The sequence below is a fragment of the Tritonibacter mobilis F1926 genome, assembly GCF_000376545.2.
GTDB lineage: Bacteria > Pseudomonadota > Alphaproteobacteria > Rhodobacterales > Rhodobacteraceae > Epibacterium > Epibacterium mobile.
In genome coordinates this window covers 2,722,551-2,746,771 of sequence record NZ_CP015230.1, presented here as the reverse complement: position 1 = coordinate 2,746,771, position 24,221 = coordinate 2,722,551, and the positions used below count along the sequence as shown (strand labels likewise).

Annotated in this window: 22 protein-coding genes; 6 read left to right on the top strand and 16 right to left on the bottom strand. The window is 61.7% G+C overall.

Translation table 11 applies throughout. From position 1 onward, the window contains the following. The first annotated feature begins 123 nt into the window (after positions 1–123). Complete coding sequence (locus tag K529_RS13000) at positions 124–1,185, top strand: bifunctional transcriptional activator/DNA repair enzyme AdaA (RefSeq protein WP_039983383.1); 1,062 nt, start codon at positions 124–126, stop codon at positions 1,183–1,185. A gap of 148 nt (positions 1,186–1,333) precedes the next feature. On the opposite strand, the gene K529_RS12995 is transcribed toward K529_RS13000, so the two are convergent. From K529_RS12995 to K529_RS12985, 3 genes are all read right to left on the bottom strand, one after another. Next, positions 1,334–1,711, bottom strand: coding sequence for a hypothetical protein (locus K529_RS12995; RefSeq protein ID WP_005660444.1), 378 nt, complete (start codon positions 1,709–1,711; stop codon positions 1,334–1,336). A 47-nt stretch (positions 1,712–1,758) separates the two neighbouring features. Beyond that, the gene (locus K529_RS12990) at positions 1,759–2,520 is read right to left on the bottom strand and encodes a DUF6478 family protein (protein ID WP_046002871.1); all 762 of its coding nucleotides are present in this window, start codon (positions 2,518–2,520) and stop codon (positions 1,759–1,761) included. A 145-nt stretch (positions 2,521–2,665) separates the two neighbouring features. Continuing rightward, positions 2,666–3,466, bottom strand: a complete 801-nt coding sequence (locus K529_RS12985) for a hypothetical protein (RefSeq protein WP_046002870.1) — start codon at positions 3,464–3,466, stop codon at positions 2,666–2,668. Positions 3,467–3,739: 273 nt separating this feature from the next. Between K529_RS12985 and K529_RS12980 the strand changes: the two genes are divergently transcribed. The 4 genes from K529_RS12980 (at position 3,740) to K529_RS12965 (ending at position 10,223) form a co-directional block, all read left to right on the top strand. After that, positions 3,740–6,829, top strand: coding sequence for an ABC transporter transmembrane domain-containing protein (locus tag K529_RS12980; protein WP_198528132.1), 3,090 nt, complete (start codon positions 3,740–3,742; stop codon positions 6,827–6,829). Positions 6,830–6,895: 66 nt separating this feature from the next. Then, positions 6,896–7,777 (top strand): CPBP family intramembrane glutamic endopeptidase, encoded by an 882-nt coding sequence (locus tag K529_RS12975; protein ID WP_005642354.1) that lies wholly within the window; start codon positions 6,896–6,898, stop codon positions 7,775–7,777. A 62-nt stretch (positions 7,778–7,839) separates the two neighbouring features. After that, positions 7,840–8,802, top strand: coding sequence for an acetyl-CoA carboxylase, carboxyltransferase subunit beta (gene accD / locus K529_RS12970; RefSeq protein WP_005642356.1), 963 nt, complete (start codon positions 7,840–7,842; stop codon positions 8,800–8,802). Positions 8,803–8,951: 149 nt separating this feature from the next. After that, positions 8,952–10,223, top strand: coding sequence for a bifunctional folylpolyglutamate synthase/dihydrofolate synthase (locus tag K529_RS12965; RefSeq protein ID WP_046002869.1), 1,272 nt, complete (start codon positions 8,952–8,954; stop codon positions 10,221–10,223). Positions 10,224–10,229: 6 nt separating this feature from the next. On the opposite strand, the gene K529_RS12960 is transcribed toward K529_RS12965, so the two are convergent. Further along, positions 10,230–10,982 carry a DeoR/GlpR family DNA-binding transcription regulator gene (locus tag K529_RS12960; RefSeq protein WP_046002868.1) on the bottom strand — a complete coding sequence of 251 codons (753 nt, stop codon included), beginning with the start codon at positions 10,980–10,982 and terminating at the stop codon, positions 10,230–10,232. A 128-nt stretch (positions 10,983–11,110) separates the two neighbouring features. Beyond that, positions 11,111–12,184, bottom strand: a complete 1,074-nt coding sequence (zapE, locus tag K529_RS12955) for a cell division protein ZapE (protein WP_046002872.1) — start codon at positions 12,182–12,184, stop codon at positions 11,111–11,113. A 159-nt stretch (positions 12,185–12,343) separates the two neighbouring features. Here zapE and K529_RS12950 point away from each other — a divergent pair, with 159 nt between their 5' ends. After that, a complete protein-coding gene (locus K529_RS12950; RefSeq protein ID WP_005620102.1) occupies positions 12,344–13,582 on the top strand; it encodes an MFS transporter in 1,239 nt (412 codons plus the stop codon). A 2-nt stretch (positions 13,583–13,584) separates the two neighbouring features. Here the strand turns inward: K529_RS12950 and K529_RS12945 are convergent, their stop codons facing one another. The 11 genes from K529_RS12945 to K529_RS12895 form a co-directional block, all read right to left on the bottom strand. After that, positions 13,585–14,517, bottom strand: a complete 933-nt coding sequence (locus K529_RS12945; protein WP_005620104.1) for an alpha/beta fold hydrolase — start codon at positions 14,515–14,517, stop codon at positions 13,585–13,587. Next, entirely contained in the window at positions 14,514–15,431 is a 918-nt protein-coding gene (locus K529_RS12940; protein ID WP_005620105.1) for an ornithine cyclodeaminase family protein, read from the bottom strand. The genes K529_RS12945 and K529_RS12940 overlap by 4 nt, the downstream gene beginning before the upstream one ends. Then, on the bottom strand, positions 15,428–16,048 hold the full coding sequence (locus K529_RS12935; RefSeq protein WP_005620107.1) for an HAD family hydrolase: 621 nt from the start codon (positions 16,046–16,048) through the stop codon (positions 15,428–15,430). The genes K529_RS12940 and K529_RS12935 overlap by 4 nt, the downstream gene beginning before the upstream one ends. Before the next feature lie 15 nt (positions 16,049–16,063). After that, positions 16,064–17,029 (bottom strand): DMT family transporter, encoded by a 966-nt coding sequence (locus K529_RS12930; protein WP_005620108.1) that lies wholly within the window; start codon positions 17,027–17,029, stop codon positions 16,064–16,066. Between the two features lie 489 nt (positions 17,030–17,518). Next, positions 17,519–18,541: a P1 family peptidase gene (locus K529_RS12925; RefSeq protein WP_046002752.1), complete on the bottom strand. Its 1,023-nt coding sequence runs from the start codon at positions 18,539–18,541 to the stop codon at positions 17,519–17,521. A gap of 141 nt (positions 18,542–18,682) precedes the next feature. Next, positions 18,683–19,102, bottom strand: coding sequence for an alternative ribosome rescue aminoacyl-tRNA hydrolase ArfB (gene arfB, locus K529_RS12920; protein ID WP_039983379.1), 420 nt, complete (start codon positions 19,100–19,102; stop codon positions 18,683–18,685). A gap of 435 nt (positions 19,103–19,537) precedes the next feature. Continuing rightward, the gene (locus K529_RS12915; RefSeq protein ID WP_005653983.1) at positions 19,538–20,170 is read right to left on the bottom strand and encodes a queuosine precursor transporter; all 633 of its coding nucleotides are present in this window, start codon (positions 20,168–20,170) and stop codon (positions 19,538–19,540) included. 131 nt (positions 20,171–20,301) lie between these two features. Next, complete coding sequence (locus K529_RS12910; RefSeq protein ID WP_005653986.1) at positions 20,302–21,231, bottom strand: esterase-like activity of phytase family protein; 930 nt, start codon at positions 21,229–21,231, stop codon at positions 20,302–20,304. Further along, positions 21,204–22,127: a penicillin-insensitive murein endopeptidase gene (gene mepA, locus K529_RS12905; RefSeq protein WP_005653990.1), complete on the bottom strand. Its 924-nt coding sequence runs from the start codon at positions 22,125–22,127 to the stop codon at positions 21,204–21,206. The genes K529_RS12910 and mepA overlap by 28 nt, the downstream gene beginning before the upstream one ends. Then, entirely contained in the window at positions 22,124–23,509 is a 1,386-nt protein-coding gene (locus tag K529_RS12900; protein WP_005653993.1) for an MFS transporter, read from the bottom strand. Before K529_RS12900 ends, mepA begins: the two co-directional genes overlap by 4 nt. A 50-nt stretch (positions 23,510–23,559) precedes the next feature. After that, on the bottom strand, positions 23,560–24,138 hold the full coding sequence (locus tag K529_RS12895) for an acyl-CoA thioesterase (RefSeq protein WP_005653997.1): 579 nt from the start codon (positions 24,136–24,138) through the stop codon (positions 23,560–23,562). Between the last annotated feature and the right edge of the window lie 83 nt (positions 24,139–24,221).

Below are 24,221 nucleotides of genomic sequence, written 5' to 3'. Positions count from 1 at the left end.
TGCATGGTCCGGCCTTGCTGGAGCAGGCGAAGGCAGCGAGTCTTTTGCGAGGGTGCGGGAATTTTATATAAACGCCCGAATTTCGGCGGCAGGCTCTCGGGGCGGCGTTAAAGTGGCGCCATGATGATGTTTGACCTGCCTGATTCCCAGACCCTCTATGCCGCGCTTGTCGCACGTGATGCCTCCTATGATGGGCGTGCCTATGTGGGGGTGTCGTCAACAGGGATTTTTTGTCGCCTGACCTGCCCCGCGCGCAAGCCGAAGTTTGAGAACTGCCAGTTCTTTCCCACACCCGGGGCCTGTATCGAGGCAGGCTTTCGCGCCTGCAAACGCTGCCATCCTCTGAGTGCGGCAGCGGGCAACGACCCGATGGTGCGCCGCCTGTTGGAGGCGCTGGAGGCACGTCCCACCTACCGCTGGCGGGAAGAGGACGTCGCGCGCATGGGAGCGGACCCTTCCACCATACGCCGCGCGTTCAAACGTCAGTTTGGCATGACCTTCCTTGAAATGGCGCGGCAACGCCGCCTGCGCGAGGGCTTTACCACGCTCCGTGCTGGCGAGGCCGTCATCTCGGCGCAACTGGAGGCAGGGTTTGACAGCCCCAGCGCGTTTCGTGCGGCTTTCGCTCGGCTGGTGGGGATCGCCCCCGGCGCATTTCGCAAAGATGCGCAGCTTTTGGCGGATTGGATCGATACGCCGCTCGGTGCCATGGTGGCGGTGGCGTGCCAGCATAAACTGCATCTTCTGGAGTTTGCCGACCGAAAGGCTTTGCCGCGCGAGGTGGCAAAACTGCAAAAACGCCAGCCCGGCGGCATCGGTTTTGGCAGGCCAGCGGTGATCGATCAGGCCGCAGAGGAGCTTCAGGCCTATTTCGCGGGAAAGGCCGCGCGGTTTGAGACGCCACTGGCCTATCACGGCACCGCATTTGAGAGCGAAGTCTGGCACGCGCTGCGCGAAATCCCGGCAGGTGAGACCCGCAGCTACGGCGAATTGGCCCGCAGTCTGGGCCGTCCCGGCTCCAGCCGCGCGGTGGCGCGCGCCAATGGATCAAACCAGATCGCTGTGATGATCCCCTGTCACCGGGTGCTTGGTGCGGATGGGACGTTGACGGGATATGGTGGCGGGTTGTGGCGCAAACAGCGGCTGATTGAGATCGAGCGCGAATTAAGCATGGCTTCGGCTTGACTGCGCATTTTCCCGACATCAGAGGTGTTTCCGGCCTGATCGGCCGGACCCGTGCGCGCCGGGCCAAAGGCCCGGCGCGCGCCCCTCGGCGGGCCCGTCAGGGCCCGCAAACCCTCATAAAAAGACGCAAGCCCTTTGCGGGATGCGCTCAGGTGGTCTCTAGACAGTGGCGGCGAAAGGCGCGTTTGAGCATATCAAGCTCGGCCCGCAGCAGTTCCACCTCCGCCCGCAGATCATCTGCCAGCGGCTCACCTGCGATCAGGGTAAAATCACCCAGTTTCACATTGGCGTCTGCGTCAATGATCACAAAGCTCTGCACCCCTTCGCTCACCGCTTCGATAGGGACAGGTATTGTCAGCGCCCAACAGCCCGGCGCCTCTGCTTCCTTGAGCGTGACCCCGGTTACTTCGCGGTCTAGATAGCGCACGATGATCTGAGGGCGCGCGCCCGAGGTCGGAGCATTTTCGATCCGGCCTTCCCATGTGCCGGAGCGAAAACGGATCTTCTGGAGGGTCAGGGCGCTCATGCAGGGTCTCCCATAGGTGATCGCGGGCGATGTCGTCACAGGTGTCGTCAGAGGTTGGCGCGGCGGAACCGCGCAAAGGTCAGATCACGCAGCACCACTTGATTCATATCGGGCGCTTCAAAGATCAGATCGATCCATGCTTTTTCGATGCGTTTTTCGTTCAGCCGCGAATAGGCCAGATCATATTCCACCGAAAATCGCGTCTCGCCCGGCGGCAGCTCACGGACCAATTGCTCGGTATTGGGGCCATGTTTGATGTTGAGGCGGGCAAAGATCTCGATCGGCTTTTCGCTCTCAACGATGCAGTCGAGCCGCACCAGATGTTGTCGGGTCAACCCAATGGCGGCCTCTGTGGGCAGGTCGATCACCAATGACAGAAAAGAACCGTCGAATTTGAACACATCCATCCGCAGGCCATAGGGCGCAAGATCCTCTTCGCGCGCGTTGCGCAGTTGGCGCAGGGTCAGCTCAGAGATGGCGCAGTCGTGAAACATCTGGATTTCAGTGCCAAGGCGGGTTTTGCTTGGCACCGAGGATACACCCGCAACCGGCAGCGGGCCACGCCACAGCTCCGGGCGCCATGACCAGTCAGTGCCATGGGGGCGCGGAAAATAGGAGGATCCGATCATTGGCAAGGCTAGGCGGCTGTCCGCCGTATGGATCAGCTGATCGAGGTGCATACGCAGCTTGCGGGCGTCATTGCGCTGCTGACGCAGACGGGCCAGCGGTGTTGTCGCGGCAGCACGGGCGGCAGCGCGCCAGCGCCGCATCGCTCCCGTGTTCAGCACTCGTTCCAGAAGTTTGCCCATCCTGCCCTCGGGTCGCGCGGTTTCGCCTGTTTTGCCGGGGCGTTCTGCCCGGATTTGTCCCTCATATTAACGAATTAGACGGCGGGGACAAAGGTGTTTCTCGGCGCAAATGCTACGCCGCCTCGAACCTCTCTGGCCCATAGGTCTATTGTTGTGGGGCAGGTGTTGCACGCGCCAAGGCAGTGCCGCCACGGGTGCGCGGACGGGCGGTTTCCTGCGGTGCGGCCGCGCCGGGAGCTGCCGGAGGGGTGGTGGTTTCGGCCAGCAATGTGGCGTTGCGGGTGGCGCGCATGAACTCACGGATCAGCCGCGCACCACGTTCGCCAAGATAGCCACTGCCCTCAGGGGCATAGAGCGCAACCGACACCATATGACCATGCACAAGGAAGGCACCGCGCCAATGGGTGCCACTGGCGCCCTCGGCAGAGTGACCATCCATATATAGCTTGATCAGCGGCATGTCGTCGCCGCCGCGAATTTCCAGCACGCGCGCGGGATTGCGCGCGGCGGTAAAGGCCGAGCGCAGCGCATCCGCCGATGGGGCAGGGGTATCGGCTGTGACCGCGCCAACCGTGGCCGTCAACATCGCACCATCGCCAGAGCGGAACCGGCCAAAGCTGCTCATCCGTTCACACCGCGCCAAAAGCGCAAAGCCGCCGCTGCCGGTGTGCTGTTCCATCTGCGCATCAAAGCAAAATCCGCTGGGGGCGGCCAAAATCAACTGACCATCGCCAAACACAGCCGTCAGCGCCCGGCCCCGGCTGCTACTGGGACGCGACAGATCCTCACCCGGCGGTGCAAAAGCGAGCCGGTTGCCTTCCATGCATCCCGCCAACAACAGCGGTGCGAGCATCATCAGACCCAATCGGCGCAGCGATGGCCCGCGCGTCACCATGCGACGCAAACGTCCAAGAAAAGGTGTGATATCGGTCGGTGTTCGGGTCAATCTCTGCTCTCGCCCACAGGTCGCCTGTGTTCTCGGCACCTCATTGAGCACCGAATTTTCCTATCCAAAAGGTGTAGACGCAGCCATCTGTCGGAACAAGGCCTAACAAAGAGTGAATGCGCCTGCCTTGAACTGTGGCGAATTCACGCTTACCTGACGCCCCTTCGCGGGGTGCAGCGGCAGATTGGGCAGGGTGTGACGTTATAAAACGTGGCCTGCCTGCCAGCATGGGCAGTCTGCTCCTGAGTTTAACCCCGTGTGGTCCGTTCGCCGATGTGCAGCGCCCGCACCCCGAGTAAGGACAAGGCGGTGGAGCCGAGCCTGTTTTCCTTTATCTGGCGCCATTCAAAACGGCAGCAGCTTGGCTTGCTGGTGCTGACCTTGCTGACGTTTCCGTTCCTCTATGCCACGCTGGAGTTGCCCAAACGGATCGTCAACGACGCCATCGGCTCGCCCAGCGAATGGATCTACCTCTGGGGCTGGCGGCTCACCTCAGAGCATTACCTCCTCGTGCTGTGCTTTGCCTTCCTTGGCGCGGTGCTGGCGTCCGGCATGATGAAAATGCGGCTCAACACGCTCAAAGGTATCCTGTCCGAGCGTCTCCTGCGCCGCCTGCGCTTTCAGATGATCGCGCGGATGATGCGCTTTCCGTCCAGCCATTTTCGCACCACCAGTCAGGGCGAGATGGTCTCGCTCATCACCTCCGAGTCAGAGCCGATGGGCGGTCTGATGGGCGATGCGGTGGCGCAGCCGGTGTTTCAGGCGGGGCAGATGCTGACGATCGTGTCTTTCCTGTTCATCCAGAGCGTCTGGTTCGGGCTCGCGTCGGTGGCGCTCATTCCGCTACAGGCATGGCTCATCCCGATGTTGCAACGCCAGATCAACCTGTTGAACAAGGACCGCATTGCCGAGGTGCGCGCGCTGTCGGCAGAGATCGGCGAGACCGCAGCGGGCCTGCAGGATCTACGCAGCAACGGGGGCTGGCGCTATCGTCTTGCGCAGGTCTCTGACCGTCTCGGGCGGCTCTTTGAAATTCGTCGCCGGATCTACATGAAAAAGTTCTTCATGAAGTTCCTCAACAACCTGATCGGCCATTTGACTCCGTTTTTCTTTTATTCCGTGGGCGGCGTGCTGGCGATCAGAGGTGAGATAACGGTGGGGGCCTTGGTGGCGGCCCTCGCGGCCTACAAAGACCTGTCCGCCCCGTGGAAAGAACTGCTGACCTATTACAATCAGGTGCAGGACATGTCGCTGCGCTGGCAGATCATGGTGGAGAAATTCGCACCTCCCGGCATGATCGACGAGACCCTGTTTGAAGGCGTGCCGCATCAGGTGCCACATCTGCGCGGCGATATCGAACTGCGCGATGTCACCGTGCGCGACGCTGAGGGCAAGCCGGTGCTCGATGGGCTGACGCTCACCATTCCCGCAGGCGCGCAGGTCGCAATTCAAAGCAGCTCTGCCGCCGAACGCGAGGCGCTGGCGCAGCTCTTGACCCGCGAGGTGCTACCCACCCGTGGCGAGGTGATTGTTGCGGGGCATTCGCTGCCCAAACTGCATCAGGGCGTGATTGCCAGCCGCATCGGCTATGCGTTCAACGCGCCCTATCTCTTTGACGGCACGCTTGGGGACAATGTGCTGATGCCGCTGCGCAATCAGCCCCGCGCCACTGCGGCGGAACGGCAATTGTTGCAACGGGCCGAGGCGCTGCGGGCGGGCAACAGTGCCGATCCTGTGGACGCGGATTGGGTCAATCCCGACCTCGCGGGCCTGCGCTCGGAACATGATCTGCGCGACTGGTGGTTCCAGCTCGTCGAGGCCATGGGCATCGACGGCCAGCTCTTTCACCGCACGTTGCATGCCCGCCTGCAGGATCACCACCGCGCGCTGGAGGCGCAGATTACTGCGCTCAGACCCCGCATTGAGGCCCGGCTAGAGGAACAGGGCCTGCGCGATGTGGTCTATCGTTTCCTGCCCGATAGCTACAATCCGGCGCTGCCGCTGGCGGAAAACATGATGTTCGCCTTTCCGGTCGAACCGGTGCCCACCACGCTCTTTACCGATCCCGATGGCCCCTTCCAGCGGGTCTTGCGTGCCGAAGGGCTGGAGTCGCAGACCCGTGACATCAGCCTTGCACTGCTCGACACGTTGCAGCGCACCTTTGGGCGTGGCCAGACCTCGCACCCGCTGTTTCGCCGCCTCAATCTCGACGAGGATCTCTACGCCGAGATTGTCAAAGCCGCCGATCGCTATCGCGAGGGGCGCGGCGTGGATCAAAAAGACCGCGCGCTTCTGTGTACCCTGCCGTTCCTGCTGACCGAAGAACAGATCGGCGCGGGGCTGCCGCGTGACTACAAGCTGCGCATGATCGGCATTCGCAACCGGCGCGGCGATCTGCTGCTGTCGGATTGTGGCGGGGTGTATCGCAGGCTTCGGGCCGGAGAATATGCGCGCAAGCTCACGGTGCTGGAAAACGCGCTCTTTGGCCGGATCTCGCTGCATGCGGGTGGCAAGGCACAAGCGGTCGAGGATGTGGTGGCCGATGTGATGGCCGATCACGACCTGAAGGCCCGGCTGGCGCTGATGATCTACGATCTGCCCACTGGCCTTGGCGGCGCGCTGCTGGAGCCGGTGTTTCGCGAACGCGCGGCCTTTACCCGCGCGGCGATCAAACGGCCCGATATTCTGATCCTCGATCACGTGCTGGCCAGCCATGATTCCGACAACCGCCTCAAAACCCGCAACCGGCTACAGGCGCTCCTGCCCAAGACCACGATGATCCATCTGGAGGATCACTTTGAACACCCCTCCCGCTATGACCTCCACCTGAGCCTCAAGGACGGGCGCATCGACGGTCAGAGCGGTGTGGTCACCGCACTTCTGGATCAAGAAGAGCAGAGCGAGGATGATTTTGACCGCAAACTGTCCCAGATCGGCGCGGTGGATCTGTTTGCCCGCCTTGATGCCCGGCACCGTCGCCTTTTGGCGTTTTCGGCCTCATGGGTGCGGGTGCCCACCGGGGCTGCGGTGTTTCGCGCGGGCGAAGAGGGCGACGCGGTCTATCTGTGCCTTTCCGGTCAGGCGGCACTGCAGTTCCCCGAGGACGGCAGCCATCTGGACATGATCGACCCCGGACGGCTGATTGGCGATCTTGCGGTCATCACCCGCGAGCCGCGCCAACTGGATCTGGTGGCGGTCGAAGACTGCGTATTCCTCCGCATCGGGGCCGAGGAATACCGCACCGTGATCGAAAGCGACGTCACCGTGGCGCTGCAACTGCTGCAAACCGTCTCCGGGCATCTCTCCAGTGCGGCGGTTGCCTTGCAAGAGGCCAGAGCAGGCAAACCCGACCCCAAGGCGTGATCCCGCACTGGCCAGAGCGGGCCGCGGCGCATAAAACGCCACCGAAGCGAACAAGGAACGCCCCACATGAGCTACCAGCCACATGAGATCCTCCTGCATCAGGCCCGCCCCAAAGCGGAACTCTGGCGGCTGGCGCTGGGTGTGGTGCTGGTGGTGGTGACATGGTTCGCGCTTGGGCTTATCTCGGACATGTTCCTGCTGCCCGCTGTGCTGGCTTTGACCGGCGGGGCTGATCTTTATTCCGGCAGCGATCCTGCGGGCATGGCGATCTTGCTGGGCAATTTCATCTTTGCCACCATCGCCGTCGGGCTGGTGCTGCAGATGCTGCATGGCCGCAGTCTTGGCACGCTTGTTGGGCCACGGGCGCTTTTGCTGCACCAAGGGCTGCAGGTGGGGCGGGTCTTGCTCCTCGTGCTGGTCGTGCTGCTGGTGCTGCCGCCTTACGATATGGGCGCGCCGCTGGTTTCAAATCTCGCATTTGGGCAGTGGGTTGCACTCTTGCCCCTGTCGCTGGTGTTGGTACTGATTCAGGTCAGCGCCGAGGAAATCCTGTTTCGCGGCTACCTTCAGCAAGGTCTTGCCGCCCGCTTCAAAAGCCCCCTCGTGTGGCTGGTTTTGCCCTCGCTCCTGTTCGGCATGGGCCATTACATGCCGCAGGAGGCTGGCGATAACGCCTGGCTCATTGTCGCGGGCGCGACGCTTTACGGGATGTTGATGGCGGATCTGACCGCACGTTCCGGCAGCCTTGGCCCTGCAATTGCGGTACATTTCGTCAATAACGTCTGGGCGCTGCTGATCGTGTCCTCCCCCTCGAGCCTCAATGGCCTCGCGCTTTATCTGCATCCTTTCGCCATGGATGATGTCGCGGCCCTGCGCCCGTGGCTCTGGGTGGATGTGATGGTGATGCTGGTCTCATGGCTTGCGGCACGGGTCGCGATCAGGGCCTGATTGCAATTAATGGAAACTGCCCTTATCTGGGGACGCAACGCCAATCAGGCAGAGGCCATTTGATGAACTGGATCACCAACTACGTCCGCCCCACGATCAACTCGATCTTTTCGCGCCGCGAAGTGCCCGAGAATCTGTGGAAGAAATGTGACGAATGCGGCACCATGCTGTTTCACCGCGAGTTGAGCGACAATCAGAACGTCTGCACCAACTGCGGCCACCACATGCACATCACGCCGCGCGACCGCTTCAAGGCGATGTTTGACGGGGGTGTATTTGCCGAGGTCAAGGTGCCCGAACCGGTGGTTGACCCGCTGAAATTCCGCGACCAGAAACGCTATCCCGACCGGCTGCGCGCGGCGCAGAAAAACACCGGCGAAAAAGAGGCGATGCTGGTCGCCACGGGTGAAATCGGGCGCACGCCGATTGTGGCAGCGGCGCAGGACTTCTCCTTTATGGCAGGCTCCATGGGCATGTATGTCGGCAACGCCATCATCGCTGCCGCCGAAGAGGCCGTAAAACTGGGCCGCCCGCTGGTGCTGTTCTCCGCCGCAGGTGGCGCACGCATGCAAGAGGGTATCCTGTCCCTGATGCAGATGCCGCGCACCACCGTCGCGGTCGAGATGCTCAAAGAAGCGGGCCTGCCCTATATCGTTGTGCTCACCCATCCGACCACCGGCGGTGTCACCGCGTCCTATGCGATGCTGGGCGATGTGCATATCTCCGAACCCAACGCGCTCATTTGTTTTGCCGGTCCCCGCGTGATCGAGCAGACCATCCGCGAAAAACTGCCCGAGGGCTTCCAGCGCGCCGAATACCTGTTGGATCACGGCATGCTGGACCGGGTGACCCCGCGCACTGAGATGCGCGACGAGCTGATCACCATCATCCGCATGATGATGAAACTGCCGCCGCAGGTGCATGGCGATCTGCCCGCCCCAGAGCCTGAGCCGCAGGTCGAAGGGGCCGAAAAAGACGAAAAAGCGCCCGAGGATGGCGCATCGGGCGAAGACAAAAAAGCCTGAGCCCCTTCATTATGAGTTTTGCCTGACCGAAGGTCGGGCAGCGCCCGCCCCAATCGAGGCGGGCGCTTCGCTTCCACCCCGACGGGACGGGCGCTGCCCTCATCGCATATGGCACCGCCTGGCTCCGTGATCAGACTGGATCACGTCCGATGACCGAACAGACCTCCGACGCCATTCTCGCCCGTATGATGGCGCTGCATCCCAAGATCATCGACCTGACGCTGGATCGGGTCTGGCGTCTGCTGGCGGCGCTGGACAACCCGCAGGACAAGCTGCCCCCGGTGATCCATATCGCGGGCACCAATGGCAAAGGCTCCACCCAAGCGATGATCCGCGCCGGGCTTGAGGGCTGGGGCAAATCGGTGCACGCCTATACCTCGCCGCATCTGGCCCGTTTTCACGAACGCATCCGTCTGGCGGGGGATCTGATCTCCGAGGATCACCTGACGCAGGTGCTTGATGAGTGCTACAGCGCCAATGGCGAAGAGAGCATCACCTATTTCGAGATCACCACCGTGGCGGGGCTGCTGGCGTTTTCGCGCACCTCGGCGGATTACACTCTGCTGGAGGTTGGCCTTGGCGGGCGTCTGGACGCCACCAATGTCATCACGCCCGAGGTTTCGGTGATTACGCCGATTTCCATCGACCATGAACAATTCCTCGGCAACACGCTGGCCAAGATCGCAGGCGAGAAGGCCGGCATCATCAAACGCGGCGTGCCCGTGGTGGTCGGCCCGCAACCCGACGAGGCGATGGAGGTCATCGAGGACACCGCGATGCGCCTTGGCGCGCCCCTGATCGCCTATGGTCAGCACTGGCACGTCCACGAGGAACGCGGCCGTCTGGTCTATCAGGACGAACGCGGCCTGCTGGACCTGCCGCTGCCCAACCTGATGGGCGCGCATCAGATCCAGAACGCAGGTGCCGCCCTTGCGGTTCTGCGTCACCTCGGCGCGGATGAGGCCGCCTGCGAGGCGGCTGTTGTGGGGGCGCAATGGCCCGCCCGCATGCAGCGCCTCAAAGCCGGCCCGCTGGTGGAAATCGCAGGCGCGGCCGAACTGTGGCTCGATGGCGGTCATAACGCCGCCGCAGGTATTGCGCTCGCCGATGTGCTGGCCAAACTGCCCAAACGCCCGACGCATCTGATCTGCGGTATGCTCAATACCAAGGATGTCACAGGCTACCTGCGCCCGCTGGCTGCAGAGGCCGCGAGCCTCACGGCGGTGTCGATCCCCGGCGAGGCGGCGACGCTCTCGGCCGAGGAGACAGAGGCCGCCGCAAAATCGGTAGACCTTCAGGCCTACACGGCAGAGAACGTCACAGAAGCGCTCAAGGCGATCCTTGCGCGCGATCCAAACAGCCGGGTGCTGATCTGTGGTTCGCTCTATCTGGCGGGCGCGATCCTGCGCGAGAACGGCTAAGAACGGCTAGGGCGCAAGCACCAAGGCCCCCTCGCGCAATGCAGCCGTGAGCCCTTCGGGCGGCGGCGCATTGCTCACCACATAATCAGGGTCTCTCAGCCAGCCGCCCCGTGCCGGCGCGCGGCGCAGGAATTTGACCTGATCGAGCACCAACACCGAGTGCCGCGCATGGGTTTGCATCGCGGCCCGTGCGCGGGCTTCTTCTGTGCGAAAATCCAAGAGTGCCCCGTCCTCATCAACGCCAGCGACGCCAAAGACCGCAAAATCCACGCGGTAGGCGGCAAAGAACTCTGCCGCCGCGCTGCCCGATACGCTGCGATCGCGCACAGAGCCGCCACAGATCGACAGGTTGATCTCTTCACAGTCCCACAGATGGCTCGCCGCCACGAGGTTGTTGGTGATCACGTCCCGCGCCCCGGCCCCTGCCAAGAGCCGAGCAACCTCTGCCGGGGTGCTGCCAAGGCCGATTGACACCGACGCCCCCGCCGGAATGAGCCGCAGCACCTCGCGCGCCAATGCGGCCTTCTCGTTTTGCTGTTCCACCGCACGCGACGCATAGGGCCGCGCGCCATCATTGGGGCGCACCCCACGATGCACCCGCATCAGCAGCGCCCGGTCGCGCAGATCGTTGACATCGCGGCGAATGGTCTGGGTGGTGACCTCGAACCGCTCCGCCAGATCCTCGATGGTGGCAAAGCCGCTTTGCTCCAGCAGACGCAGAATATCGCGCTGTCGGTCGCTCAGGTCGGTGGCATTCATCAGCGCGCTCCCCTGTTCATACGAACATTACCTTTGTAGGGGAGGTGGGATACTATGCAAGAAAACTCTGATCCTGAGGGGGTTTTAGGCTCATTTGAGGTCTTGATGCGCACTCATATGAGCACGCCTTACCCCTCAATGCGGCCCCAGTCCTTGTCCTGCATCTCCCGCAGGCGCGAGGCGGTGCGCTCAAATTCAAAGGCCCCGTCGCCTTCCATATAGAGGAACTCCGGCTCTGCCGCCGCCGAGCAGATCAATCGCACCCGCGCCTCATAAAGCGCGTCGATCAATGTCACAAAGCGCTTGGCCTCGTTGAAGTTGTTGCGCCCCAGCGCCGGGATGTTTTCCAGCACCAGCACTTTGACCGCATCGGCCACCGCGAGATAATCGCCCGGCCCCAGCATGGTGCCGCAAAGGTCATAAAACGTCGCCCGTGCCACCCCGTTGCGATAGGCGGGCAGGATCACTTCGCGCCCCTTTACCGTCAGCACCAGCGGTTCTGCCGCTCCGCCCGTGAGATCGCGCCAGATCTCTTCCATCTCGGCGCGCACCTCAGCGTTGAGGGGCGTGAAATAGACCCGAGAGCCGGTCAGACGGTCCTGTCGGTAGTCCTTCGGGCTCACCATCTCATGCACTTGCATCTTGTCTTTGATGAGGTCGATAAACGGCAAAAACAGCTGCCGGTTCAGCCCGTTTTTATAAAGGTCATCCGGCACCCGGTTCGATGTGGTCACCACCACCACACCCGCCTCAAACAGCGCCTCAAACAGTCGGCCCACGATCATCGCATCGGTGATATCGGTGATCTGCATCTCGTCAAACGCCAAGAGCCGCACCGAGGCCACCACATCCGCCACCACCGGTGCCAGCGCATCCTCGGTGCCCGCCTCGCGGGCGAGGTGCATCTTGGCGTGGATTTCCTGCATGAAGGCGTGAAAATGCACCCGGCGGCTGGGGATGTCATCAAGGCTCTCGACAAAGAGATCCATCAGCATCGACTTGCCGCGCCCGACACCGCCCCACAGATAAAGCCCCTTGACCTCCGGTCGCACTGCCTTGCGAAACAGGCCACGTTTCACGGGGTCCGCGCGCAGGCCATCGGCAATCCGGTCAAACTCCGGCAACACCGCCTGCTGCGCGGGGTCCGGCTGGATGTGCCCGCTGTCTACACGGGCCTGATAGAGGTCGGTCATATGTGTCATGCCCCCAGCCATAGCCGGATGATTTTGCAAAGGAAAGCGTGGCATGCCCTGCCTCTGAACATGATGGTTCAATTTTGCTTATGTGTGCATTCAAAACTCCTGAATTGACGCATCGGTTGCGATGGTCAAACTGGCCTTTCACCTTAGCGGAGCACCTCCATGGATCGTCCCACCCCTCTGTTTACCCCCGTCCTGATGGTGGGCTGTCTGATTATCATGGTGAGCTTTGCAGTGCGCGCCTCTTTTGGGGTGTTCCAGATCCCGATTGCCGAGGATTTTGGCTGGCTCCGGAGCGAATTTTCTCTCGCCATCGCCATCCAGAACCTCGCTTGGGGCATCGGTCAGCCGATCTTTGGCGCCATCGCCGAGAAGATCGGCGACCGTAAGGCGATCATCATCGGCGCGGTGATCTATGCGGCGGGCCTTGTGCTGAGCGCGGGCGCGACGACCCCAACGGAAATGCAGGCCTATGAATGGCTGGTGGGCTTTGGGGTTGCGGGCACCGGCTTTGGCGTGGTGCTGGCCGTGGTGGGGCGCGCCAGCTCGGACGAGAACCGCTCCATGTCGCTGGCGATTGTCACCGCAGCCGGTTCGGCAGGGCAGATCTTTGGCGCGCCGACGGCGGAATATATGCTGGGGCTGATGTCGTGGCAGACGGTGTTTTTGGTCTTTGCTGGCGTCGTTCTGGCGCTGATCCTGTCACTGCCCCTGATGCGCGCGCCGGTCTCTGCAGGCAAAGCAGAGCTGGAGGAAAGCCTAGGTTCGATCCTCAAGAAAGCCTTTCGCGACCCGTCTTATACGCTGATTTTCCTCGGGTTTTTCTCCTGTGGCTATCAGCTGGCCTTTGTCACCGCGCATTTTCCGGCCTTTGTGACAGAGATGTGCGGGCCGATCATGCCGGGGGGCGTTTTGCATGGTATCGGGATCACCACCACTTCGGCGCTGGGGGCGGTGTCGATCTCGCTTATTGGTTTGGCGAATGTGGCGGGCACATTGCTCGCGGGCTGGGCGGGCAAGCATTATTCCAAGAAATACCTGCTCGCGGGCATCTACACCGCGCGTACCATCGTGGCGGGAGCCTTTATCTTGCTGCCAATCACGCCGCTTTCGGTGATCCTGTTCTCGGTGGCGATGGGCTCGCTGTGGCTGGCCACCGTGCCGCTCACCTCGGGGCTGGTCGCCCATATCTACGGGCTGCGCTACATGGGCACGCTTTATGGTATCGTGTTTCTCAGCCACCAGATCGGCGGGTTTCTGGGCGTGTGGCTTGGCGGACGGATGTATGACATCTACGGCGACTACACGATGGTCTGGTGGATCGGTGTCGGCGTCGGTGCCTTCAGCGCCATTGTCCATCTGCCGGTGCGCGAGCGCCCCCTACAGGCGGCAGCGGCCTGACCTTATAGACCAAGCCGCTGATTTTCGTAGATAATGCGCGCAACTTCCTTGGGGTGGGTATAGACCACCTCATGGCCTGCGCCCTCAATCACATCCTGTTTGGCAGAACGGTTGATCTCTGCCAGCCGTCCGATGGTGTCGCAGGGGACGATCATGTCGTCCCGCCCCCAGATCGCCAGAACCGGCAGGCCTTGTTGGTTGAATGTCTTCTGCTCGGGCGCAAAATCCTCGCGCAGGATACCCTGCATCGCTGCCAGATTTGAGGGTGCATGCCCCTGCCTGCGGCTCTGCGCGCGTTGGGCCTTTTGCACCTCTTCCGGTGTGCGCGGATCGGCCAGCACCCGGTTCACATAGCGGCGGGCAACGATTGGATAAGACCAGCGCAGCATCAGATTCTTGACCCCATGCGGACGTTTTCTGAACTGCGCCATTGGCCCACGCGGCTCGTGCAGACCCACAGGTGTGATCAGGATCAAACTGCGGATCCGCCAGACATTGGCGGCGGCATAGGCGGTCGCAATCGCGCCCCCCGCAGAATGCCCAACAAGGACAAAATCCTCCACGATCCCTTCAAAGGCGAGCAAATCATTCAACTGCTGCAGGAAAAACTCCCGGTCCTGAACGCCGTGCACGTAATCGGAATACCCCCGCCCATAAAGATCATAGAGCAGCACCCGATACCCCATCTCCGCCAATTCCTTGGCCAGCGGCACGAAACTCTCTGACGGTGTGGTGATCCCATGCACGCAGACCACCACCGGTCCGCGCAACGGCCCAATCCAGCGGTAATGCGTCTGCCCCTGCGACAGTTCGGCAAAATCGCCCGGCGCATCCGATCGCATCGCCTCATTCAGCGGCCGCCGCAGCGCTTCCTGCAACGCAGGCAAAAACAGCAGCGCGATCACAAGCAGGGCAGCGCAGAGGAACCAAATCATATATTGCGGGTCCAAAGATCCAGAATATGACGGCTGGTCATCAGGTCCAGATGAGCGCCACCACCGTTTTTAAACAAGGTTATCGCCTCAGGGTTGTAGCCCGTAAAGCTATCGATATTGTAAAAATCCGCCAAGACCTCCTCGCGGCGCAATGCCCCCGAGGCCAGCGGGATTTTAAACTCGCCGATATGGTCCAGCGTGGTGTCGAAACTGTCGCAATAGATCTGTGCGCGGTGGAGTGCGGCGTCATCGGCCTCGCGCATGTCCGGACGATACGCGCCAATCATATTGAGGTGCTGCCCCGGGCGCAGCCACTCCCCCCGGATCACTGGTTCGGCCGACATAGTGCAGGTCAGGATGATGTCCGCAGCCCCGACCGCCTGCGCCAGATCGGTGGCAACCGTAACCCCTGCATACTCCTGCGCCAGCGCCTCGGCCTTGGCGGTGGTACGGTTCCAGATCCGGATCTGGGCGTCTGGCCACACCGCGGAGAACGCCTCGATCAGGCTGGTCGCCACGGTGCCTGCCCCCACGATCAGGATTTCCTTGGCGTTTGGGTTGGCCAGCCTGCGCGCCCCCAGAAGGCTGTCGCCGGCGGTCTTCCACTTGGTCACCAGATGGAAATCCACCAGCGCCTCAGGCTGGCCGGTGGCATCGTCAAAGAGGCTCACCGCGCCATTGATCATCGGCACCTCTCGGGCAGGATTGTCCGGAAAGATCATCGCCGTTTTCACCGCGATCCCCAGACCGTCAATCCAGGCCGAACGCGACAGCAGCGTATCCTTGCCGCGATAGAGGAACGTATCGCCCACCTCGGCCTTGGGGCGGCTGTGCCCTTCGGCCAGCGCATCCGTAAGCGCCACCCAATCGAGCAGCGCCTCGCCCTCGTCAAAACCGATCTGAGGCAGGCTCATCGGGCGTCCTCTTCGCTCAGCAGCCCTTCCTCCACCAGCCGCGCGGCCCAAGTTTTCGGGTGGTCAAACAGATGGGTTTTCCAGCCCCGCACCGCCGCTGCGGTAATGTTTTCGGGGCGATCATCTGTAAACAACAGCTCGTCGGGGCGGCGTCCTGTGCCCTGTTCCAGATGCGCATAAATCTCCGCATCCGGTTTGATGCAGCGCAGATGCGCCGACACAAAGGCCTGATCGAACTCGCGCAGGAACGGATAATGGGTCTGCGCAATCACAAAGGTCTCTGCCCCGAAGTTCGTCAGCGCATAAACCGGCACCCCCTTGGCCTTTAGGGCGCGCAGCAGCCGCACCGAATGGGGGATCTCGGGGCTGGCCATCTTGATCCAGCTGTCATGCCAATGGCGGATTTCCTCCGCCCACTCCGGGTGTTTTTCTGCCAGCCCATAGATCGTCTCGCGAAACGGATGTCCACGATCCACATCGAGGTTCGCCCCGTGCAGATCCACCTCCTTAAAGAGCGCATGGCGACGTGGCTCTCCAATCAATGTGTCAAAGAAGCGCTCAGGCTCCCATTCAATCAGAACACGACCAATATCAAAGACGACGGCGGTAACGGGCATAAGTTCAGGGCCTTTCTAGCCGGAGGAACGGGGACGCGGGCGCGGCGGCGGGCCGGGCGTGCGGGTCTCACGCCAAAGAGAAACAAGCCCCGCGCCGATAATCAAGGCCGAGCCAAGCCAAACCGAAGGTTCTGGCCATTCCGCAAAAACCAGTACCCCCCAAACCACAGCCAGCGGCATGGCGACATATTCAAACGGCGCCACCAGCCCGGCCTCGCACATGCGGTAGGCCTGACCAACCAGATAGCCCCCGATGGCGCCGGACACGCCTGCAACGGCAAAAATCGCCCACTCTATGCCTTCGGGCCAGGCCCAGGGTTTTAGTACCACATCCAGCACTGGCGTGCCCGTGGCCCAGCCACCATGGCCAAACACCACTCCCGCCAGCGCGCTGATCACCAAGAACGCAAATGTTGGATAAAACGACAGCGTCGCGGCTTTGTCCGACCCGCCTGCCCGCCGCGTCAGAATATGCAGCGTCGCATAGCCGCAAGAGCCAAAAAACGGCAGCAAAGCATAGGGTTGAAAGGCATCCAACCCTGGCTTCACAATCACCAGAATGCCGCTGAAACCCACCATGACCGCCCCCCAGCGCCACGGTCCGACACGCTCCTTCAAAAACAGCACCGAAAGCAACGTCACGATCAGCGGTGTCGCAAAAGAGATCGCAATCGCCTCCGCCAGCGGCAAAACCGCAAGGCCCGAGAAAAAGCTGATATTGGCAAAAAGCACCGCAAGGCTGCGCATCACATGCAGGCGGATGTTTTGTGTGCGCAGTATCTTATAGCCCCCCTCTAGGGGGATGATGATCGCAAAGAGCAGCGACAACGCCACCACAGAGCGGATGAACACCATCTGATAGAGCGGATAGCCTTGGGAGAGGAACTTGAACGTGACATCAATGATGGAAAAGGACACCGCCGCACCGACAGCGGCAAGTATACCTAAAACATTGGAATTTATCAGTGATATACGCATCATGTGCACTCCCCGGAATGTTCTCGCGCAGGACTGCATTTGGGGCAATCAGAATGACACTGGGGTACAATTTTTACCCGATGTACCAATCCTGATTTCAGGACAACACCCCCTCTTCTAACGCCAAATATCCCGGAGCGCGAGGCAGAGCCTCGCATCCCTGTTGCGCCCCAAGCGCACGCTTGGCTTATGAAATCCTAAACCCACAGGGTTATTCTGGCCCGGATCGCGATCATCCGCCGGGCGTAAAACCTCCGGCACCACCAGGAACCGGCTTCCCTTTCTGGGGAGCAGTGCAGAGATAACGTTGAGCACGCGGGGGGATATCCCCGGCCACCTCCGCCTGTTGTGGCGGCGCCGCCATCTTTATCCAGACCCTTTCGCCTGACGATCCGGGCAGACTTCTAAAGACCGTAAGTCCAGACCGGCCAGACCAGCACAAGCGCACCGGATGCCATGGGGCAGGCCGGATATGTGTCGTGCCGTCTTTAGTCAGACCTCAGACCAGCACGGCAGAATATCGCCCTCTGCCGGGGTCGCTTTGTAAACCGCGCGCGCAATCGCCCGTGCAAGACACAGCGAGCCTGCATGACACAGCGCCAGCATTTCCACCGCAGGATCATTGAGCGGCTGCGCCCCGGTGGCTGCGGCAAAGACCAGATCCCCGTCATGTGGCCCGTGCGAGGGCAGAATGGCGCGCGCCATACCGTCATGGGCTGTGGTCGCCAAACGCTTGGCCTCAGCCTTTGTCAGCACCGCATCGGTGGCGACAATTGCAATGGTGGTGTTGGCCCCCTCAGACGAGACCGCCTCGCCTGCAAGTTCCGCCATCGCCTCCATTTTACGACTGCGCAGGCTGCGCCCGAGGCCCGCGCGGGGATCGGGGCCAAGCCCGCCAAACTCACCGTCGATCTCAAACGGCGCGGCCCAGAAATGGCGCTCGCCCGGTGTGGTCACCGACCCGATCGGATTGACCACCACCAGCGCGCCGACCGTGTGGCCGCTCTCCAGCACCAGCGAGGCAGACCCAAGCCCGCCTTTCTGCATGCCCGTCAGCGCACCGGTGCCTGCGCCAATGCTGCCGAGGGCAAACTCCGCGCCCGCATTGTCCAATGCCGCGCGTCCCAAGGCCGGATAGGGGTTCTGCGCCCAATCCTTATCGCCACCATTCAGCAGGTCAAAAATGATGGCCCCCGGCGAGATTGGCACAATCGCTGGGCCAAGGCGGAAACCGCGCCCCATCGCGCGCAGCCCGTCCACCACGCCCGAGCAGGCATCCAGCCCAAAGGCAGAGCCGCCGGACAAAACCAGCGCATCCACCGCCTGCACGGTTTTGTCGGGCGCGAGCAGATCGGTTTCCCGCGTGCCGGGCGCCCCCCCCATCACATGCACCGCCGCCGTAAAGGGCTGATCCGCCGTCAGCACCGTGGTGCCGGACTTCAGCCGTGCATCCTGGGCATTGCCGACCTTCAGGCCAGCGACATCGGTAATGAGATTACGGGGACCGGGTTTCATGAGGGGCGTCCTGTCGTGATGAACGGTTATCAAGCGGAGCGCCCGTTCCGGGCGCGCAGGTTCAGCGCTGGCGCGCCGTTTGGCGTTTGGGGCAACTGTCCGCAGGTTGGCCCGCTAAACGCCCAGACGCAATTGCAAAATTCAGTCGCCGTCCACCCGCCCGCGCATGGATTTCACCTCGGCGCGGGTTTTCTTGGCCTTGAGGCGGCGTTCAACGCTGCCTCGGGTGGGTTTGGTGGCGATGCGGCGCTTGGGTTTTATCAAGGCACGGCGGATCAGCTCTGCGAGGCGTTCGCGGATGATCTCGCGGTTGCGCGCCTGTGAGCGGGTCTCGTCACATTGCAGGATCAGCGCGCCGTCGTTGGTCCAGCGCCGCCCGGCAATGCGGCGCAGGCGGGTTTTGACCGGGCCGGGCAGATGCGGCGAGCGTTCGGCCTCAAAGCGCAGCTCGACAGCCGATGAAACCTTATTAACGTTCTGTCCACCGGGGCCAGAAGCGCGCATGAAGCTCTCGGTCAGTTCCCAATCTTGCAGGGTGATATCGTCGTTTATGCGTAGCATGGGCGGACCATAGAGCATGTCGTGCAAAAGTGGGAACCGGTTTTGCACCCCCCGGATAAGCGCCATCAGGGAAAGTGCATCTGGCAGCGGAATGTGAACCAGTTTGGCAGCACGGCACTCGCCCGGAGAATGGGTGAAACCCAATCTCATGACCCGGAGTCGGCACGGAAAAGGGCCGCTCCAGATGGCGCGGCCCTTCCGAAAGTCTATGAGAGCAAAGGCAGGTTAGGGTGCTGTCAGCGCTGTATCAGCCTGTGCAGACCCAGCCGGTTGGCTGCTGCCAGAGAGGGCTGCCTCAGTGGCGGACCGCTCCGGTGGTTGCTGCTCCTTGCTCCAATCCCTTTCTTGACACTGGATCACCTCCTTTTCTCTCTGTTTCTGTTGCCATCAGGTTGGCACGGAAAAGGCAGATCACCAAATGAAATCCGCGCGAAATCACGCCTCGGTGAGGTGAGATTGCGTCAAACGCGCAACAATCAGGCGGAAGGGGATCAGCGCGATCAGCGCCAGCGACAGCTTTACCAACCAGTCGGCCACGGCCAGCGATACCCAAAGCGGTGCAACCGGGCCTGCGCCCAGAAGCGGCAGCATCTCACCGGCCCAAGAGACGTCATTTGCGGGCTCAATGAAGGTCAGCGCGCCGGAAAAGGCGATTGTGAAGAAGATCGCGGTGTCGAGCGACGAGCCGATCAGCGTGGAGGCCAGCGGCGCACGCCACCATTTGCCGCCACGCAGGCTGGCAAAGATCGCCACGTCCGACAGCTGCGCCAGCAGGAAGGCCAGACCAGAGGCAATGGCGATCCGCAGGGTCACCAGCGGGCCAAACTCGCCCATGATCTGGGTGCCGATCAGCGAGCAGATCACGCCGACGACAAAGCCGGCCAGCACGACCTTGCGCGCGGGACCTGCGCCATAGACGCGGTTGGTCACATCGGTGACGAGGAAGGCAATGGGATAGGTAAACGCGCCCCAGGTCAGCCAGTTGCCGAACAGGAATTGCACGAGGATGTTGGAGGCCACCACGACGGCAGCCATGGCGAGAACGCCAGGAAGATAGGTGCGGGTCATGTATATTACCGTTTTTTAGACAAGGTCGCGGAGACTTGTGCACTCCAATCGGAGCGCGAAAGATCGCTTCGTTTATGCAGATCTTAAGGTGAATGCAAGCGATTCCCCCTGTTTTTATGGGGTGATCCGCATCAGGGGCGGTCCGGCAGGTCGTATTCGACCAGCTCCGTGCGCTGCACCCAAAAGAAATTGTCATCCGAAATCATGGTTGCGCGCAACGTGCCGGATGCGGTGCGCCAGACACTGACGCCCTCGAGATTGTCGTGCATGGCGAGGGGCGTATTCAGCAACACCTCTCCACCGCTCAGACCTTGATCCGACAGATCAAAACGGCGCAGGCGGCTGCGGAACCCGATGGTGATGAACTTGCGCTCCAGCACATATAGCGCGCCATCCGGGCCGAAATCAGCGCCAACCGGCAGAAACCCATCGCCTTCGGGATAGGCGCCAAGGGCCTGCCAGCCGGAGGGCGCGGACCAGCGCCAGACGCGCGAGGTATCTGGGTCTCTGGGGGCACTTTCAGAGATGACGATCAACCCGTCATCGTCGCGATAGGCCAGCGCCTCGAGAGAGGAGTTGATATAGAACTGTTTGAAATCGCGCGGTGTTTCGAGTTGGCGCACTTGCGCGCCGCGATACTCCAGCACCCGATGCGGGCTTTCGAACGACACGAAATACCTGTCGCCACCGGTCAGCGCGAGGCCCTCGCTGTCCTCGACCTTATTGGCAATCGGCGCTCCATCCGCATCGCGCAGCCGGACATCTTCGGTCATCCGAACGCCCGTTATTGCCCCGTCGGTGCGCGCGATCTCGCCTTTGACCATATGCGCGCGGTCGGTGATCGCGGTAAAGCGCTGACCATCGTCACTCAGATCAATCCCCGAAAGCCCGCCAAACCATGGAGCGTCCTCCTGCCAGCGATAGCTGGAGATATAGGTCGCGCTATTGCTTTCGGCGTGGGTCACTTTCCAGACGGTGGATGCCGCCCATGCCGCCGCGCAGAGCGCGACGATCAGGGCAGCAGAGAGCGAGGCTAGTCGGACGAGAGAACGGCGGCGCATTGTTGTGGAAGATCCGATAGGGTGTAGTCCCTGCGCGGTTTAGGCTTTGGCGCGTTCGGGTCAACCGGTTTCGGCGGCGGAGGGTTAAGGATGTTGGCGACCCACTCGCGGGCGTCATCACAGCCATCGCCGCGGGGGGGCGGATCCTGCTCGACGCACCCACGGGTGCCTTTGGGGCAATTGAGCCGCACATGGAAGTGGTAGTGATGCCCCCACCATGGCCGAATTTTGCGCAGATAGCTGCGGTCCCCTTTCTCCGTATCGCACATTTTGACCTTGGCGCCGGGGAAGACAAAGATCCGCGCCACACGCGGGTCAGATGCAGCGGCTTTCAGAATGGCGTGGTGCTGGGCGCTCCAATTGGAGTTCACATAGGCCCCGCTGGCGCGCCGCAAGGAAATAGACGAGATGTTTTCGCGGGCCTCGCGGCTCAGATCGAGCCGATCCGGCGGCAGCATCCAGATATCGGCATCCAGACCGATCTGGTGGCTGCGGTGTCCGGACAGCATCGGCCCACCGCGTGGCTGGCTGATGTCACCGACATACAACCCCTGCCAGCCCGGCTGGCGCGCGGCAAAACGGCTTAGATCCTGAATAAAATCAATGACCTCAGGATGCCCCCAATTGCGATTACGGCTGAGGCGCATGGCCTGCCATGTGGGGCCGGTTTCGGGCAATTGCGCAGCACCGGCGACGCAGCCTTTGGAATACGATCCATAAGGCGCCGGGCGCTGGGCAGAGGCGGAGCGTTTCGCACCGAACAATTGCTTGGCAAGCGCGGTGGAGTTCACCGCCTTATTGGCGAATGTGGAAACCGATGTGGGCTGGCTTTTTTGTTCCGGGGCACATGCGCCCAGCACAAAAGCCGCCAATGCTATCTGTATGAAAAACCTCAAACCTGATCTCCTTCACCATCGACCCGAGACAATAACAACAGACCAAGGGCAAAGAGCGCAATCACCGGTGTAATGCCAAGGCGCGCACTGCCCGTAAGTGTTGTCATAAGGCCAATCAACGCAGGTGCCAAAAACGCTGTGGCTCGGCCAGAAAGCCCATAAAGACCAAAGGCTTCGGTGGCGGTTTCTGGGGTTGTGTGACGCACCATCAGGGTGCGGCTGGTGGCCTGCAAGATTCCGCCGAAACCACCGATCAGCACGCCGCACGCAAAAAAGACCTGATCCGGCAGGCTTGATCCTTCTGCCAAAGCGACGCCAAAGATCTGCGTGCGCGACATATTGACGACGATCAGGCAGACGAGGCTCAGCACCAGAATGGCCGTGATAATCACCGGTTTGGGGCCAAAGCGTTTGTCGGCAAGCCCACCCGCCCAGCTGAACAGCGCGGCAGAGATCGCGGCGATAATGCCGAATATACCGATCTGGGTGATCGACCAATCGAGCACCAATCCCGCATAGACGCCGCCAAACCCATAAAGCCCATTGAGTGCGTCGCGATACAGCATCGAGGACACCAGATAGCTGGTGAGGCTCTTGCGATGTTTCAGCCCCTTGATCGAGGTGACCACCATCGACACGGCCCGACCAAGGCTTGCGCTGCCACGCCGGGGACCGCGTGGATCGCGCACCCATGCAAAATAGGGGATCATAAAGAGCGCAAACCAGATCGCTACAAAGGGGCCCACCGCGCGGGTGCCCTCGCGGGCGCTGGCGTCCAGTCCCAGCACGGGATCAAGGCCGATCAGCGTCTTGCCACTGTCTTGTTCGACGAACAACAACAGCATGATAAACAGCGCAATCACCCCGCCGAGGTAGCCAAAGGCGAACCCCGAGCCTGACACCTGCCCGACCTCTTCTTTGGTGCCGAGCGAGGGCAACTGCGCATTGACAAAGATCAGCGCAAACTCCGCGCCGATAAAGCCCACGCCGAAACTAATGAGCATCCACCACAGGTTGCTGCCCGCCGGGTCCATGAACCACAACCCCGCCGAGCCCGCCACATAGGCCACGGAAAACCCGATGATCCACGGCAGTTTGCGCCCGGCAATATCGGCCAGCGCCCCAAGGAAGGGCGCCGAGAGACCGATAATCAGCCCGGTGATGGTCAGGCAGAGCGACCAGCTGGATTGCGCCTGTGCGCGGGCGGCCTCGCCGCTCAGGCCCGAGGCAAGGAAATACTCGGTCGCGGTTGCCGCAAAGAACGGGCCAAAGACGAATGTCACCAGCAGCGTGTGATAAGGTTGGCTGGCCCAGTCGAAAAACCACCAGCCCCAGATGCGTTTTCGCAGGGAAATGCCCTGTGCTGCCGAAAGGTCTGCCATAACTGCCCTCAAATGCCTCAATGCACTGTTTGGTCTAGCTATGGCAGGGGTCAGGAGGCGCTTGCAAGCCTCACGTCGCCTCTCCCGGCATCTTCATCCGCCATCGGCGGCCAGGGGCGTTTGTCTTCCGCGTCGCACCACGCCTGCACCCAATCGGGCAGCGTGGGGCTATTGATGTCCTGTTTCCACGCCTTGATCACCCGTTCGGGTGGCACGATGCCGTTCTTGTCGGTCACCACCGTGCGCAAGAGCGCGTGGTTGGCGCAGTCGCCGTTCGCCTTCCACATGCCCTGTTCCACATAGATGAAACGGTCGTCCCAGCCGATGGCGCGGCTTTTCATCTCAAACCGTTCAAAGGCTTTGATGCGGCGGCGATAGCGGATCGAGGTGCCCGCCACGGCCACGGCCCAGCCTTCGCGTTTTAATACTCCGGCAAGCCCGGTGCGCAGGGTCAGCATCGTGCGCCCCAAATCATAGAGCGTCAGCGTGCGGCCATTGTTCAGCTCCATCCAGATGTCGATATCCCACGGCCAGCAGTGATGGCGCGACACATGGGTGTCGAGCGGTGCAAGGCGCGGCTGGCGGCTGGCAATCACGGCATCTTTCAACAGGCGGACTATCGGGTACATCTGAACGCTCCGGTTTACATCACCCCTACATGCCACCTGTTCACCACACGTCAACCTAAGACCTCGCGGAAGGGTTGCGAAAT

Bases quoted from the DNA above. Each gene is read 5' to 3' on its own strand.
- K529_RS13000 (WP_039983383.1), top strand. From the start codon at position 124: ATGATGTTTGACCTGCCTGATTCCCAGACCCTCTATGCCGCGCTTGTC.
- K529_RS12995 (WP_005660444.1), bottom strand. From the start codon at position 1,711: ATGAGCGCCCTGACCCTCCAGAAGATCCGTTTTCGCTCCGGCACATGG.
- K529_RS12990 (WP_046002871.1), bottom strand. From the start codon at position 2,520: ATGGGCAAACTTCTGGAACGAGTGCTGAACACGGGAGCGATGCGGCGC.
- K529_RS12980 (WP_198528132.1), top strand. From the start codon at position 3,740: ATGTGCAGCGCCCGCACCCCGAGTAAGGACAAGGCGGTGGAGCCGAGC.
- K529_RS12975 (WP_005642354.1), top strand. From the start codon at position 6,896: ATGAGCTACCAGCCACATGAGATCCTCCTGCATCAGGCCCGCCCCAAA.
- accD (WP_005642356.1), top strand. From the start codon at position 7,840: ATGAACTGGATCACCAACTACGTCCGCCCCACGATCAACTCGATCTTT.
- K529_RS12965 (WP_046002869.1), top strand. From the start codon at position 8,952: ATGACCGAACAGACCTCCGACGCCATTCTCGCCCGTATGATGGCGCTG.
- K529_RS12960 (WP_046002868.1), bottom strand. From the start codon at position 10,982: ATGAATGCCACCGACCTGAGCGACCGACAGCGCGATATTCTGCGTCTG.
- zapE (WP_046002872.1), bottom strand. From the start codon at position 12,184: ATGACACATATGACCGACCTCTATCAGGCCCGTGTAGACAGCGGGCAC.
- K529_RS12950 (WP_005620102.1), top strand. From the start codon at position 12,344: ATGGATCGTCCCACCCCTCTGTTTACCCCCGTCCTGATGGTGGGCTGT.
- K529_RS12945 (WP_005620104.1), bottom strand. From the start codon at position 14,517: ATGATTTGGTTCCTCTGCGCTGCCCTGCTTGTGATCGCGCTGCTGTTT.
- K529_RS12940 (WP_005620105.1), bottom strand. From the start codon at position 15,431: ATGAGCCTGCCTCAGATCGGTTTTGACGAGGGCGAGGCGCTGCTCGAT.
- K529_RS12935 (WP_005620107.1), bottom strand. From the start codon at position 16,048: ATGCCCGTTACCGCCGTCGTCTTTGATATTGGTCGTGTTCTGATTGAA.
- K529_RS12930 (WP_005620108.1), bottom strand. From the start codon at position 17,029: ATGATGCGTATATCACTGATAAATTCCAATGTTTTAGGTATACTTGCC.
- K529_RS12925 (WP_046002752.1), bottom strand. From the start codon at position 18,541: ATGAAACCCGGTCCCCGTAATCTCATTACCGATGTCGCTGGCCTGAAG.
- arfB (WP_039983379.1), bottom strand. From the start codon at position 19,102: ATGCTACGCATAAACGACGATATCACCCTGCAAGATTGGGAACTGACC.
- K529_RS12915 (WP_005653983.1), bottom strand. From the start codon at position 20,170: ATGACCCGCACCTATCTTCCTGGCGTTCTCGCCATGGCTGCCGTCGTG.
- K529_RS12910 (WP_005653986.1), bottom strand. From the start codon at position 21,231: ATGCGCCGCCGTTCTCTCGTCCGACTAGCCTCGCTCTCTGCTGCCCTG.
- K529_RS12900 (WP_005653993.1), bottom strand. From the start codon at position 23,509: ATGGCAGACCTTTCGGCAGCACAGGGCATTTCCCTGCGAAAACGCATC.
- K529_RS12895 (WP_005653997.1), bottom strand. From the start codon at position 24,138: ATGTACCCGATAGTCCGCCTGTTGAAAGATGCCGTGATTGCCAGCCGC.